The organism is Aeromonas veronii bv. veronii, from assembly GCF_000820225.1.
GTDB classification, from domain to species: Bacteria; Pseudomonadota; Gammaproteobacteria; order Enterobacterales; family Aeromonadaceae; genus Aeromonas; species Aeromonas veronii.
The window spans coordinates 93,307-106,195 of the sequence record NZ_CDDK01000010.1; the positions used below are offsets into that span (position 1 = coordinate 93,307).

Genomic DNA, 12,889 nt, shown 5'->3' on the forward strand with positions numbered 1-12,889 from the left:
GCTGGAGTCAGCTTTACAGAGCCGCTATGCTGGGCTCCGGTATGGATGGCAAGGAGTCGGTATGAGCAGTAACAATCCGGAACAGTGGCGCAGCAAACTGACCCCCGAGCAGTTTCACGTCTGCTGGGAGAAGGGCACCGAGCGCCCCTACAGCGGCGCCCTGCTCCACAATCGCAAGAGCGGCGACTACCTCTGTGTCTGCTGCAAGAGCGTGCTGTTTCACTCAGGAGCCAAGTTTGATTCCGGCTGCGGCTGGCCCTCGTTCGACAAGGCCATCGAGGGGACGGTGGAGTACACCGAGGACAACAGCCACGGTATGAAGAGGGTGGAGATCACCTGCCGCCAGTGCGGCTCTCACCTCGGTCACGTCTTCCCCGATGGACCGACCGAGACCGGCCAGCGCTACTGCGTCAACAGCCTGAGTCTGGATTTCGATCCCGACGCTTAAGCGGCTGACCCATTGCAATAAAAACGGCGCCTCCATCACGGAGGCGCCGTTTTTTATCGGGATTTCACCGCGTTCACGCCAGCAGGATAGCAGCCATCACCAACAGGGCCGCGATGGCCGGCACCGGCAACTTCAACACCCGCAGCAGATAAAAGCCGATGGCCGCCAGCGCCAGATCGGTCGGCGCCAGCACGGCGCTCTGCCACACCGGCTGGTAGAGCGCGGCCAGCAAGAGCCCCACCACGGCAGCATTGATGCCGGTGACAGCCCCCGCCAGACGGGGACTGGCCAGCCACTGTTGCCAGCAGGGGCCCACCGCCCAGAGCAGCAGAAAACCGGGTGCAAAGAGCGCCAGGGTCGCCGACAAGGCTCCGATCATCGGCATCTCGGGCTGCAGCTGGGCGCCAAGATAGGTGGCAAGGGTAAACATGGGGCCCGGCACCAACTGGGCCAGGCTGTAACCGGTCAGAAACTGTTGCGCGTTGAGAGTGTGGCCCACGCTCTCTTGCAGCAGCGGCAGCACCACATGGCCACCGCCAAACACCAGACTACCGGCGCGATAGAAGTCGGCAACCAGCTGGCCAATCGGGCTACCGAGCAGCGGCAGACCGATAAAAAGGATGCCAAACAGCAGCAGGGTCGGCCAATGGGGCTGACTGCTGGCGGCAGCAGGCAGCTCGGCGGAGGCTGGCACACTACCCGCCCCGCGCTGGCTGCGGGCGCAGATCAACGCCGCTCCCGCCAGCATCAATAGTTGAGTCAGCAGACCGGGCTGCCACCAGAGTGCAGCAGCGGTCACCACCATAATCCCTTGGGTCATTCCCGTGGCACAGAACTGACGACTCATGGTGAGCACCGCATCGGCCACCACGATGAGCGCCAGCAGCTTGAGGCCATGCAGCGCCGCATCAAGCCACAGATTGCTGCCCAGCTGGCCGATGCCGACCGCGGCCGCCAGTAGCAGCAGAAATGAGGGCAGCGTGAAACCAAGAAAAGCTGAGAGCGCCCCGCCCAGACCGGCGCGATGACGACCGATAGCGAAACCAAGCTGGCTGGAGGCGGGCCCCGGCAGCAGTTGGCACAGCGCCAGCAAGCGGGCAAATTCGGCCTGTGTCAGCCAACCGAGCCGCTGGACGAAGGTGCGCTGGAAATAGCCGATATGAGCGGCCGGGCCGCCAAAACTGATGCATCCCAGCCATAAAAACTGAATAAATACCTGCCCCACGATCTTCCCCCTCATCCCTCTCCTCCCGATGGAGAGGGGATATTATGACAGCGCGATGATCGTTTTATGACAATCAGACTGATTCGGCCGACACCATGGGCATATCACCCGGCAGATAGCAGCGTCCCGCCAGCCAGCAGGTGATGGACTGACGGCTGGCGTCGAAATGGGGCTCGGGCAACTCGCGCGGATCGCACCAGACCCAGCCTTCGCACTTCTCCGGCTCCAGCAGTTGCGGCTCACCATCGGCCCGGGCGTGCAGCGTCACCGAGATATAGTGCAGCCCGCTCTCGCGCCAGGTCTCCAGATTGTTGGTCACCGCCACCACCTCGGGCCCATGGATCTCAAGTCCCGTCTCCTCGGCCACCTCGCGGATCGCCGCCGACTCGAAGCTCTCCCCCAACTCCAGATGACCACCCGGGATCGACCAGTAGGGGGCATGGCTCCCTTTGCGTTTGCCAAGCAGCACCTGGCCTTGGGCGTTGGTCAGGATGACGCCGACCCCGACGCGGGGATAGAGAGTGGACATGAAAACGCTCCTTCAATAAGGCAGTAAAACGGCCCCACCTTAGGCCCAAGGAGGGCACAGGGCAAGTCCCGGCTGCACGGCACCTGTGCCTGTCGGTGGCTCCTCCCCTTGCCCCTTAACCGGTTATCACTGATGCTGGGGAGTGAAGCCCGGATGGAGAGGTCATCCCAATCCTCTCAGTCCCCCATTACCCCGAGGAGTCTGCCATGAAAAAATTGCTCCCCCTGTGCGCCCTGCTGCTCACGGCTTGCCAAACCACGCAGCCCCCCAACTCGCTCGCCATCGATGATGCCGACGCCTGGCAGGCCATTTGCAAAGATGGCACCCGGGTTCGCGCCGTGGTGGCAGAGGGGATCTGTGGGGATCATCGCGGGGTAGCCATGTGGACGAATAAGCCAAGAGCTGAACGGATGGCAGAAGAAGCCGCCAAATAGTGTGATCCAGGCACCATAAAATGACACTGCCGGCCAATTGGCCGGATTTTTTCGCGATCTCGCCAGCACTTTGCCACCTTGTTCATGGTGCGCTCAGTTTTCTGTTCCCATACTGGCCCTACAGTTCCAAAAGAGGAGAGACAAGATGCAAACATCCATCGTCGGGCTCTCCATTCTGTGGGGGCTAGCCAGTTTTGGTGTTCAGGGGGATTTCATCGAGAGCCGTGATTCCGTTGCGCCATCCTGGCAAGCCGAGTCCAGAGTGGAGATGGAAGGTTATCTGATTGAATCGCTTGGCGAAGATCGCTGGCTGTTCGACAACGGCAGCGAGAGCCTGCTGGTCTCCCTGCCCGAGGGGCAGTGGGTGCCGACCGGCGAGCGGCTGCGAGTCAGCGGCGAACCGCAGCAGGAGCAGAGCGGCTGGCTGCTGCAGGTGGAAGACATCAGCCAGGTCAGCGCCTGACCACGGCAGTCGCCATTCCCCGTCACCGCGACAGCTAATCCAGACCGATAACCACTACCGAATAACCAAGAGCGAATAGCAAAAGAGGAGGCCACTGGCCTCCTCTTTCTGTTTCTATGAGCGGTTTGCGCGGGCTCACCCCAGATGGTTGAGCGGCAGCGCCGTCTTGTGCTTGATGCGGCGCAGCACGAAGCTGGAGCGCACCCCGGTCACCCCCGGAATATGGGTCAGCTTGTCCAGCAGGAAGTGCTGGTAGTGCTCCATGTCGCGCACCACCACCTTGAGCTGGTAGTCGGCATCGTTGCCGGTGATGAGGTCACACTCCAGCACTTCGGGCAGTTCGCTGATGGCGCGATCGAAGTTTTCGAACCGCTCGGGCGTGTGTCTGTCCATGGAAATGTGAATGTAGGCGGTGAGGGTGAGGCCAAGCTGGCGGGCGTTGAGCAGAGTAACGTGGGTGTCGATGAGACCGGCATCCTCCAGCGCCTTGACCCGGCGGGAGCAGGGGGACGGCGAGAGCCCGACCAGCTCGGCCAGTTCCAGATTGCTGATGCGGCCATTCTCCTGCATCAGCTCGAGAATATGTCTGTCTATGCGATCAAGTTTCAGCATTTACCCTTCCTCGTTGCAATGACTAATCCACTTTTCCTAGATTAAGGGTGAACTATTGCAAAAACAACCGAAATAAGTGGTTACTTTGCAACCACTCACCGGTACGGGAGGGATACTATGGTTACATCTTCCGGTGGCAAAGCAGATACCTGACCGGGTCTCTGCGGTGAAGGACCTTACCGGGTCAAGAGCCCCATCAGCCGTCTTACCTTATCGGGAAACGACGGGCTGGAACGAGAGAACCCCCTCCCCGAAGGCAACAAAGCAGGCATCCCGGCGCCTGCTTTGTTGTTTTTGGGCGTTTGACGAAATCAGAGCGCGGGCGGCGTGATGCGATAGAGGCAGCGATGCGCCCCCTCCAGCAGATATTGCTCCCGCTCCACCGTCGCCGGCGCCAGCAGCTGGCGAAACAGCGCCAGTTCGCTGCGACAGAAACCGCGGCAGGTGCGCGCCGCCGCACAGATGGGACAGTGGCTCTCCCACAGCAGCCAGCTGCCATCCTCTTCGCGGCGGATCTCCGCCATATAGCCCTCGCGGCTGCGCAGCTCCTTGAGCGCCGCCAACCGGCCAGAGAGGCCATGGGACCCCAGCGCCTCCTGATAGCGAGCAAGCATCTGCAGCTCCCGCTGCTGGATCAGCCCTTCCATCCCCTCCTCGCCAAACAGCTCACGCACGTTGTCGATCAACTGCACGGTCAGGTCGCTATGGCTATCGGGGAAGCGCTGCCAGGCCTGCTCGGTGAGCTGCCACAGCCGCACGGGACGACCGCGCCCGCGCGCCTCGTCGCTGAATGTGACCCACCCCTCCTGCTCCAGTGCGAGCAGGTGCTGGCGGGCGCCCATGGAGGTCATCTGCAACTGCTCCCCCAGCGCGGCGGCGCTCTGCGGGCCATGGCTCTTGAGCAGAAACAGGATCTTGTCGGTGCTTGCGTTCATGATCTCATTATGGGGAGCGCCCTTTATTAAATCAATAATTCACTTTACTTAATCCAGTCTATGAACCAGCATAAATAAACCAATAACTTTACTTAATGGGTGCAGCATGGAGAAACACGAGCACAAAAATCCCCTCTGGGTGCTGGTCATGACGGTCACGCTGGCAGTTGCAGGTTTCAGTCTCCCCTCCCCGGTGTTGGCACCTTTGCTGCTGGATCCGGCGCAGGGGATGCTGACGCCGGATGCCTCCGACTGGAGCCGCAAGGTGTGGCTGGGGGTCATCATGGGGCTCTATCCCCTGTTCCAGCTGGTGGGCAGTCCCTGGCTCGGTCGCCTCTCCGACCGCTATGGCCGCAAGCCACTGCTGTTGCTCTCGCTGGCGGGGGTTCTGGCAGGCTATGCCCTGATGGCACTCGGTATCGCCTGGCGCTCCCTCCCCCTGCTGCTGCTCAGCCGGATTGTGGAGGGGCTATGCAACGGCAACATCGCCATCGTGCAAGCGATGGCAGCGGATCTCGCCGGCAAGGAGCACAAGGCCCGCAGCTTCGCCTGGATCAACATCGGCATGAATCTGGGCTGGGTCGTGGGGCCGATGATCGGGGGCTACGCCGCGGTGATCTCGGGGGATTACAGTCTGGCCGCCTGGCTGGCGGTAGGAATGACCCTGCTCAACCTGCTGCTGGTGTACTGGTTGATCCCCTATCGTCCGCCGGTGGCGGCCACCCGTCAGACAGCGACCCTCTCCAGCCGCCAGCTGTTGTTGCAACCGGCCCTGCTGCCCTACTTCGCGCTCACCCTGATCAGCTATGGCGCCGTGCAGCTCTATTTCACCTACTTCAATATCTGGCTGGTGGAGAGGCTGGCCTGGGATCCGGCCCAGCTGGCGCAGGCGGCGGTGCTGGTGAGCCTGCCCATGATGGCGGGCTCCTGGCTCGGCTCCCGCATCGCCCGTCACTGGCGCGGCAGCTCTCTCGGGATCGTCGGCCATCTGGTGATGGCGACCGGCATGCTGCTCTTTATCCTGCCCGTGCACTGGTGGGGGCTGGCGCTTACCTTCGTTCCCGCTGGCATCGGCATGAGTCTGGGGGAGCTGGCCACCTCGGTGGCGATCTCCAACCGCAGTCACCCGGAGCAGCAGGGGCAGGCGATGGGGCTCTACCGCGCCCTCGCCGTAGGCAGCGAGATCCTGGCGGTGCTGCTCGGTAGTCTGGTGCTGCTGGCCGGTACCGAGTGGCCCTTCTATCTCGCCACCCTCTGCTCCCTTGCCAGTGCCGCCGGTTTCTATCTGCTACGCCGCCGTGCCGACCGTCGTCAACAGCTGGCCAGCTGCACCTGAGCCACGAAGGGATCACAGTTCGGTGCTTCGGCCGCGGGCAAGACTTGCATCGGGGCGCCGGGTCTGGGACGGTAAAGCTCTTTGCGGATTTGTTCGATGCTGGAGGAGCTATGAGTGAGTACAAGGCCATCGCGCTCGATATGGATGGCACCCTGCTGACCCGGGATCACAAGATCTCGTCGGCCACCCGGGCAGCCCTGGCGCAGGCCCGCGCCCACGGCATCAAGGTGCTGCTGGTCACGGGGCGACACTACATGACGGCGCGTCCCTTCCACCACGAGCTGGCCCTCGATACCCCCCTCATCTGCAGCAACGGCGCCTATCTCTATGATCCGGTGCAGAACGGGATCCTCAGCGGCGACCCGCTGGCGGCCGCCCCGCTTACCGAGCTGCTGGCCGCGGTCGAGGCGCAGCAGATGGGCGCCCTGTTCCACCTGAGCGAGGGCATTGGCTACATCGGCTGCGAAGAGCATGTCACCCGCATCCGCCACTGGTCGGCCAATCAGCCGGACCACCTCAAGATCGCCATCCATCCGGTCGAGGAGCTGGCAGGCTGGCTCGACAACCCGGTCTGGAAACTGGAGCTGTTCAATCAGGATCCGGCTCGCCTGCACACCTTTATGGGCGAGGTGGTCGAGCAGATGCCCTTTACCCGCGACTGGGCGGCCCCCTATGCGGTGGAGCTGGTACAGCCAGGTTGCAGCAAGGGCAACCGGCTTGCCCAGTGGGCCGCCAGCGAAGGGATTGCGATGGAGCAGGTGGTGGCGTTTGGGGACAACAACAACGACATCAGCATGTTCGAGCAAGTGGGGCTGGCAGTGGCCATGGGCAATGCGGCCCCGCAGATCCAGAGCCATGCCCATCGGGTCACGGCCGACCACAACGAAGATGGCATCGCACTGGCGCTGCAGCGCTGGGTACTGCCCTGAGCTGACAAGATGCAACATGGCCAGCACGCGGGCTGGCCATGAAGAGAGGGATTAACCGCCGAAGGAGAACTGGATCACCCGATCCGGATAGCGCAGACGGTTGTACTCCCGGCGCAGGGATTCGTAGTGGCGAATGGCCCGATCGCGCTTGGCGCGGTAGTAGTCGCGCTGTTCCGTGTTGGTTTCGTTGCGGATGCTGCGCTCCAGCGTATCGATATCACGCTCGGTACGCTCCAGCTCGTCGCTGATCTCCCGCATGCGGGCAGCCAGTTTGTACTCTTCGTAGCCACGCTGATACTGTTTGAGGAATCTGGCGTCATTGGGGCATACCCCCAGATAAGCCTGCCCCTCCTTGCCCTTGCTGTAAGCCAGCTCGGGAATGCAGTAGAGCTCCAGCCCCTTGTCGTAGCCCCGTTTCCACTCGGCTTCATCCACTTTGAGGCCATACTCGCTGCAAGACGAAACGTAATCGCGGCTCGCCTGACGGGTTTTGCCTTCCGATCCATCCTGATAACCCAGGTTGTACCAACTCATGGTGCGGCACTCATCTTCTGACAGGGCACTGCATCCCGCCAGCAATACCGGCAGGGTCAGCAACAGGATTTTGGGGGACATGAACAGACTCCGGAAAAGATAGTGAGCGGCATTCTAGAGAGGATAAAAGGCCATAACAAGGGATGCGCTCCCGTGCGGTCTGGCGGGGTTTATTTGATGTTTTTGTCACTATTCAACGCCGTGCCGGACGGGGCGGCCAACCCGCTTTCCTTGTTATCAGGTGCAAGGTAAACTGCGCCATCTTTTAACTGGCGCGCAACAAAAAAATGAAAGTCCTGACCGTCGATTACCGCTCACCCGATGCAGCCCAACGCTTCACCGAATCCCTGCGAACCACCGGCTTTGGCGTGCTGACCAACCACCCCATTCCGAAAGAGCTGGTGCAGTCCATCTACGACAACTGGTATCGCTTCTTCATGAGCGAGCAGAAGCAGGATTTCCTGTTCAACCGCGAGACCCAAGATGGCTACTTCCCGCCCTCGGTCTCCGAGGTGGCCAAGGGCCATAGCCAGAAAGACATCAAGGAGTACTTCCACATCTACCCCTGGGGCCAGATGCCGGAAGAACTGAAGGAGCAGGCGATGGAGTACTACCGCCTCGCCAACGGTCTGGCCGCCGAGTTGCTGGGCTGGGTCGAGCAGTACACCCCGGCCGATATCGACGCTCACTACAGCTGCCCCCTCTCCTCGATGATCGAAGAGAGCCAGAAGACCCTGCTGCGGGTGCTGCACTATCCGCCGTTCGATGGTACCGAGGAGCCGGGCGCCATCCGCGCCGCCGCCCACGAGGATATCAACCTGCTCACCATTCTACCCGCCGCCAACGAGCCAGGGCTGCAGGTGAAGGGTTCCGACGGCGAATGGATGGACGTGCCGTGCGACTTTGGCACCCTCATCATCAACATCGGTGACATGCTGCAGGAGGCCTCTCGCGGCTACTACCCCTCCACCACTCACCGCGTCATCAACCCGACCGATGGCAGTGCCGCCAAGTCGCGTATCTCCCTGCCGCTGTTCCTCCACCCGCGCCCGGATGTGGTGCTCTCCGAGCGCCATACCGCCCACAGCTACCTGATGGAGCGGCTACGGGAGCTCGGGGTGATCTAGTCCGCCGACGAGCAGCTGTCAGAGACCAAACCGGAGCAATCTCGCTCCGGTTTTTATTTGGTGGCAGGATTGGGCAAAAAACAGAATTAAATTAGCAAATCATGCCAATAAATCGCATTTACACCTGATAACCGTCGTAGTGATTGCGCAGTGACCTCCGTAACATGAGCGCCATTCTGCCCCTGCCAAGGGGCGCTCGATTGGAGTTCTTATGAAGCAGTCCCAATGGTCATCCCGACTCGGCTACATCCTCGCCGCAGCGGGTTCCGCGGTCGGTATCGGCGCAATCTGGAAATTCCCCTACGTCACCGCCGTCAACGGCGGCGGCGCCTTCCTGCTGGTCTTTCTGCTGTTCAGCTTCACCCTGGGGGTTGCGGTACTGATGGGGGAAACCCTGCTCGGCAGCATGAGTCGCCGCGGGGTAGTCGGAGCCTTCTCCGATCTGCTCGGCAAACAGTGGCGCTGGGTTGGGGTAATGGGGGTGATCTCTACCCTACTCATCTACTGCTTCTACAGCGTGGTGGGCGGTTGGACCCTGGGTTATACCGGCATGGCCATCTCCGGTCAGCTCAACCATGGGGATGCGGCGGCCCTCACCGCCCGCTTCAATGACTATGTCAGCGGCGACGTCTGGCCAATCCTCACTCACCTGCTGTTTGCCGCCTTCACCTGGATGGTGGTACAAGGCGGGATCCAGAAAGGGGTAGAACGTACCCTGCGCTGGATGATGCCGGCCCTGTTCCTGATGATCCTGATGCTGGTCGCCTTTGGCCTCACCCTGCCCAATGCGATGGCGGGAGTACGTCACTTCCTGATGCCCGACTTCAGCAAGCTGGGGATGTCCGGCGTGCTCGATGCCATGGGGCTGGCCTTCTTCTCCCTCTCCATCGGTCTGGGCATTCACACCACCTACGGCGCCTATCTGCCGACCAGCGAAGGGGTTGGTCGCTCCAGCCTCTGGGTGGTGCTGCTGGCCAGTATGGTGGCGGTACTGGCGGGCTTGATGATTTTCCCGGTGCTGGCCTCGACCGGTATCGACCCGGCCTCCGGCCCCGGTCTCACCTTTATGACCATGCCGGCAGTATTTCAGCTGCTGCCCTTCGGTCAGGTGCTTGAGGTGATCTTCTTCGCCCTGCTGGTCTTTGCGGCGCTCTCCTCGGCCATCTCCCTGCTGGAACATTTGCAGTGCTTCCTGTGCGAGACCTGGGGCTGGTCACGCCGCATGGCCTGCAGCGCCATCACTGGATTCGTCATGGTTAGCGGTGTTCCGGTCAGCCTGTCGTTTGGCCCGTTGCAACACGCCACCCTGTTTGGCAAAACCATCTTCGAGCTGCTGGACTTTGTCACCTCCAACCTGATGATGCCGCTGTTCGGCCTGATGCTGACGCTGCTGCTGGGCTGGAAGCTGGGACGCAAGGCGCTGCCGCAGGGGATTGCCAGCCATTGGCATCACCTGCTGATGAACTGCTGGCGCTGGGTTGCCCCCTTGCTGATCGGCGGGATCTTGATTCGCGGTCTGGTGTGACGGTTACTCTTCGCGGGTGGGCCCATCGGCCCGCCCCTGTGCGACTCTGACGGCATCCAGGGCATGCTGCCAGCGGGTGATCTCGGCATCATCCGTTCCCTTGGAGAAGACGATATAGAGACCGGCCTGATGGAGCAGCACTCCACTGCTGACGATGCTGCGCCGGGATAACCCCATCTTGTCGAGGGTGGCCTCCATCACCAGCTCCGCCATCGGCAAAGCATCGATCTTGCCCAGCATCAGCCGCTCTATCGCCTCCCCGACCGTCTTGTAGCGCACCAGATTGGTGTAGCCCTCATGGGTCAGCCGCACGTCATCGGCATTACCCAGCACTACCCCCACTCTGGGCAGATCTCGCAGCTGCGCCAGCGAGGTCAGAGGGTGGCGACTATCCGGCGCCTGATAGATAAAGACCCGATTGATAAAGAGCGGGCCAACCCATTTGAAATGGGACTCCCGCTCCGGGAGCCGCTGTACCACGAACAGTCCATAGCCGGGCTCGACCCGTGCCAACGCCAGCGCCCGCTTGAGCGGGTAAATCCGCACCGGATAGCGGGTGCCAAGCTCCTCCTGCACCTCATCAATCAAACGAATGGCGAAACCATCGAGCTTGCCGTCGCGGTATTCGGTAAAGGGGGGTAAGTCGTGACTCAGCAGGGTTAATCCGGGCTGCGCCGACACACTCAGGCTGATCAGTAACCAGGGCAGCACCATCCATCTCATACGACATCCTGTCTCATCGTTGTTCCCGTCAGCGCCATGTAGCGGTCACTAGTTCCAGAAGAAGCTACGTCGATTATCGCCCAGTAAATAGCCACAAGGTAGAAAAGATACGGCCCGGCGAGGTTTTCCCCCATTGAGTTCTACGTATAGCCAGAGTGGTGACAGCGGCACACATAAAAAATTTTTTATTTTATGTGTCAATTATTCTTTCCATGGTTTAGGCTGTTCCCTCATTCATTAGTCAGGTTGCCACCTCATGTCTGCCATCCTCGTGCTGTTTGGTCGATTTTTTAGCTCGCAAGAGAGGTGACCTTGCACGCACAGTTTTTCTGAATGTTCATTGCAAAGGTCGCCTCAGGCGGCCTTTTTTATGGTCTGTCGTTTATTGCTACAGAGGAGTATTGCTTCGATGTCGTGTTACCCGGAGGTTGTATGAGCCAGGTTCAGTGGTCTTCCCGTCTCGGTCATGTGCTGGCCGCAGCAGGCACAGCGATTGGCCTTGGTGCCATCTGGAAGTTTCCCTATGTGACCGCCACCAATGGCGGTGGCGCTTTTCTGCTGGTTTTTCTGCTGTTCAGCTTCACCCTGGGGGTAGCGGTACAGGTCGGCGAAACTCTGCTCGGCAGCCATAGCCAGCGCGGGGTGCTCGGCGCTTTTCGCAAACTGGTGGGGCCGAACTGGCGCTGGATGGGGTATATGGGGATCGCCTGCGGCTTCTTTATCTACAGCTTCTACAGCGTGGTGGGCGGCTGGACCGTGGGTTACGCCGCGCTGGCGATGGCTGGCAAGCTCAACCTGAGCGAGGGGAGCGCCCTCACCGCCCTGTTCAACGGCTATGTCAGCAACCCCTGGTGGCCGGTGCTGACCCATCTGATCTTCGCAGGCCTGACCTGGTGGTTCGTGCAGGGGGGTATTCAGAAAGGGGTTGAGCGGGCACTGCGCTGGATGATGCCCGCGCTCTTCATCATGATGTTGCTGCTGGTGGGGGTCGGTCTCTCCATGCCGGGCTCCATGGCGGGTGTACGCCAGCTGCTGCTGCCGGACTTCTCCATGCTGACCGGCCAGAGCGTGCTGGACGCGCTGGGACTGGCCTTCTTCTCCCTCTCAATCGGGCTCGGGGTACACACTACCTATGGCGCCTACCTGCCCAATAGCGAAGGGGTGCTGCGCTCCGGGGTCTGGGTGGTCACTCTGGCAAGCCTTATCTCAGTGCTGGCGGGCTTGATGATCTTCCCGGCGCTGGCCTCCACCGGCATCGATCCCACCGCAGGGCCAGGTCTCACCTTTATGACCATGCCCGCCGTTTTCAGCCATCTACCGCTCGGTCAGGGGCTGGGGGTAGTCTTCTTCCTGTTGCTGCTGGTCGCCGCCCTCTCCTCCTCCATCTCCATGCTGGAGCATCTGGTGCGCTTCACCACCGAGGAGTGGGGCTGGTCGCGCCGTGGTGCCTGCCGGGTACTGACTCTGCTCATCATGGCCTCCGGCATTCCGGTGAGCCTGTCGTTCGGCCCATGGAGCGATCTGACCCTGTTTGGCAAGACCATCTTCGAGCTGCTCGACTATCTCACCTCCAACCTGATGATGCCGCTGTTTGGTCTGGTACTGACCCTGCTGCTGGGCTGGCGCTTGGGTGATGCCATTCTCCCTGTAGGCCTGTCACCCGCCCTGCGTCTGGCGCTGCTCTGGTGCTGGCGCGTGGTGGCGCCGCTGCTGATCAGCGGGATCCTGATCCGCGGGATCATGTAACGCTTTGCGAATCCGTGCGGGCAGGCCTTGGCCTGCCCTTTTTATTGCTGGCGTTCACTTTATTACAGGCGTTCATATAAGCAGCATCACGATGGACAGGAGTGCAGTCGGGCAATCTCGGAAGAGCAGGATGAAGAAGGATCGGAGTGACAGAGTGGCAGAGGGCACTATAAGAGGTAGTGCTCGGCTCGCCACAACGGCAACAGAAGACGCTGGAGTACTGAATTGCGGGCAAAAAAAATCCCCATCTGAATGGGGACTTTCTCTGCAATCGCAGCTGATATCTCAGCCTCGCTTGCGAATATGGTGGTCGTTACTGGGAT

14 protein-coding genes are annotated in these 12,889 nt (G+C 61.0%); 8 read left to right on the forward strand and 6 right to left on the reverse strand.

The window, feature by feature from the left end:
* Positions 1-61: 61 nt before the first annotated feature.
* The gene (gene msrB / locus BN1139_RS04335) at positions 62-448 is read left to right on the forward strand and encodes a peptide-methionine (R)-S-oxide reductase MsrB (RefSeq protein ID WP_005354730.1); all 387 of its coding nucleotides are present in this window, start codon (positions 62-64) and stop codon (positions 446-448) included.
* 73 nt (positions 449-521) lie between these two features.
* Here the strand turns inward: msrB and chrA are convergent, their stop codons facing one another.
* Together chrA and BN1139_RS04345 are read right to left on the reverse strand one after the other, a co-directional pair.
* Positions 522-1,688, reverse strand: a complete 1,167-nt coding sequence (gene chrA, locus BN1139_RS04340) for a chromate efflux transporter (RefSeq protein ID WP_005354738.1) — start codon at positions 1,686-1,688, stop codon at positions 522-524.
* Positions 1,689-1,746: 58 nt separating this feature from the next.
* A complete protein-coding gene (locus BN1139_RS04345; RefSeq protein ID WP_005354740.1) occupies positions 1,747-2,202 on the reverse strand; it encodes a nucleotide triphosphate diphosphatase NUDT15 in 456 nt (151 codons plus the stop codon).
* A 206-nt stretch (positions 2,203-2,408) separates the two neighbouring features.
* Here BN1139_RS04345 and BN1139_RS04350 point away from each other — a divergent pair, with 206 nt between their 5' ends.
* Positions 2,409-2,636, forward strand: a complete 228-nt coding sequence (locus tag BN1139_RS04350) for a hypothetical protein (protein ID WP_005354741.1) — start codon at positions 2,409-2,411, stop codon at positions 2,634-2,636.
* Between the two features lie 145 nt (positions 2,637-2,781).
* Complete coding sequence (locus tag BN1139_RS04355) at positions 2,782-3,099, forward strand: hypothetical protein (RefSeq protein WP_005354742.1); 318 nt, start codon at positions 2,782-2,784, stop codon at positions 3,097-3,099.
* Between the two features lie 135 nt (positions 3,100-3,234).
* Here BN1139_RS04355 and BN1139_RS04360 read toward each other — a convergent pair whose 3' ends face one another.
* Together BN1139_RS04360 and BN1139_RS04365 are read right to left on the reverse strand one after the other, a co-directional pair.
* On the reverse strand, positions 3,235-3,711 hold the full coding sequence (locus BN1139_RS04360) for an Lrp/AsnC family transcriptional regulator (protein WP_005304871.1): 477 nt from the start codon (positions 3,709-3,711) through the stop codon (positions 3,235-3,237).
* Between the two features lie 311 nt (positions 3,712-4,022).
* The gene (locus BN1139_RS04365; protein ID WP_005354743.1) at positions 4,023-4,646 is read right to left on the reverse strand and encodes a helix-turn-helix transcriptional regulator; all 624 of its coding nucleotides are present in this window, start codon (positions 4,644-4,646) and stop codon (positions 4,023-4,025) included.
* 106 nt (positions 4,647-4,752) lie between these two features.
* On the opposite strand from BN1139_RS04365, the gene BN1139_RS04370 reads away from it, so the two are divergent.
* Positions 4,753-5,982, forward strand: a complete 1,230-nt coding sequence (locus tag BN1139_RS04370; RefSeq protein ID WP_005354744.1) for an MFS transporter — start codon at positions 4,753-4,755, stop codon at positions 5,980-5,982.
* Positions 5,983-6,092: 110 nt separating this feature from the next.
* Positions 6,093-6,911: a Cof-type HAD-IIB family hydrolase gene (locus tag BN1139_RS04375; RefSeq protein ID WP_005354745.1), complete on the forward strand. Its 819-nt coding sequence runs from the start codon at positions 6,093-6,095 to the stop codon at positions 6,909-6,911.
* Between the two features lie 51 nt (positions 6,912-6,962).
* On the opposite strand, the gene BN1139_RS04380 is transcribed toward BN1139_RS04375, so the two are convergent.
* Entirely contained in the window at positions 6,963-7,526 is a 564-nt protein-coding gene (locus BN1139_RS04380) for a DUF2799 domain-containing protein (protein ID WP_005354746.1), read from the reverse strand.
* Between the two features lie 206 nt (positions 7,527-7,732).
* Between BN1139_RS04380 and BN1139_RS04385 the strand changes: the two genes are divergently transcribed.
* Together BN1139_RS04385 and BN1139_RS04390 are read left to right on the forward strand one after the other, a co-directional pair.
* Entirely contained in the window at positions 7,733-8,572 is an 840-nt protein-coding gene (locus BN1139_RS04385) for an isopenicillin N synthase family dioxygenase (RefSeq protein WP_005354748.1), read from the forward strand.
* A 211-nt stretch (positions 8,573-8,783) separates the two neighbouring features.
* On the forward strand, positions 8,784-10,097 hold the full coding sequence (locus BN1139_RS04390; protein ID WP_005354750.1) for a sodium-dependent transporter: 1,314 nt from the start codon (positions 8,784-8,786) through the stop codon (positions 10,095-10,097).
* Positions 10,098-10,100: 3 nt separating this feature from the next.
* Here the strand turns inward: BN1139_RS04390 and BN1139_RS04395 are convergent, their stop codons facing one another.
* A complete protein-coding gene (locus tag BN1139_RS04395; RefSeq protein WP_005354753.1) occupies positions 10,101-10,820 on the reverse strand; it encodes a substrate-binding periplasmic protein in 720 nt (239 codons plus the stop codon).
* 432 nt (positions 10,821-11,252) lie between these two features.
* On the opposite strand from BN1139_RS04395, the gene BN1139_RS04400 reads away from it, so the two are divergent.
* Positions 11,253-12,566 (forward strand): sodium-dependent transporter, encoded by a 1,314-nt coding sequence (locus tag BN1139_RS04400; RefSeq protein WP_005354754.1) that lies wholly within the window; start codon positions 11,253-11,255, stop codon positions 12,564-12,566.
* Positions 12,567-12,889 lie beyond the last annotated feature (323 nt).

Coding starts and splice junctions, on each gene's coding strand:
- msrB (WP_005354730.1), top strand. CDS start 62: ATGAGCAGTAACAATCCGGAACAGTGGCGCAGCAAACTGACCCCCGAG.
- chrA (WP_005354738.1), bottom strand. CDS start 1,688: ATGAGGGGGAAGATCGTGGGGCAGGTATTTATTCAGTTTTTATGGCTG.
- BN1139_RS04345 (WP_005354740.1), bottom strand. CDS start 2,202: ATGTCCACTCTCTATCCCCGCGTCGGGGTCGGCGTCATCCTGACCAAC.
- BN1139_RS04350 (WP_005354741.1), top strand. CDS start 2,409: ATGAAAAAATTGCTCCCCCTGTGCGCCCTGCTGCTCACGGCTTGCCAA.
- BN1139_RS04355 (WP_005354742.1), top strand. CDS start 2,782: ATGCAAACATCCATCGTCGGGCTCTCCATTCTGTGGGGGCTAGCCAGT.
- BN1139_RS04360 (WP_005304871.1), bottom strand. CDS start 3,711: ATGCTGAAACTTGATCGCATAGACAGACATATTCTCGAGCTGATGCAG.
- BN1139_RS04365 (WP_005354743.1), bottom strand. CDS start 4,646: ATGAACGCAAGCACCGACAAGATCCTGTTTCTGCTCAAGAGCCATGGC.
- BN1139_RS04370 (WP_005354744.1), top strand. CDS start 4,753: ATGGAGAAACACGAGCACAAAAATCCCCTCTGGGTGCTGGTCATGACG.
- BN1139_RS04375 (WP_005354745.1), top strand. CDS start 6,093: ATGAGTGAGTACAAGGCCATCGCGCTCGATATGGATGGCACCCTGCTG.
- BN1139_RS04380 (WP_005354746.1), bottom strand. CDS start 7,526: ATGTCCCCCAAAATCCTGTTGCTGACCCTGCCGGTATTGCTGGCGGGA.
- BN1139_RS04385 (WP_005354748.1), top strand. CDS start 7,733: ATGAAAGTCCTGACCGTCGATTACCGCTCACCCGATGCAGCCCAACGC.
- BN1139_RS04390 (WP_005354750.1), top strand. CDS start 8,784: ATGAAGCAGTCCCAATGGTCATCCCGACTCGGCTACATCCTCGCCGCA.
- BN1139_RS04395 (WP_005354753.1), bottom strand. CDS start 10,820: ATGAGATGGATGGTGCTGCCCTGGTTACTGATCAGCCTGAGTGTGTCG.
- BN1139_RS04400 (WP_005354754.1), top strand. CDS start 11,253: ATGAGCCAGGTTCAGTGGTCTTCCCGTCTCGGTCATGTGCTGGCCGCA.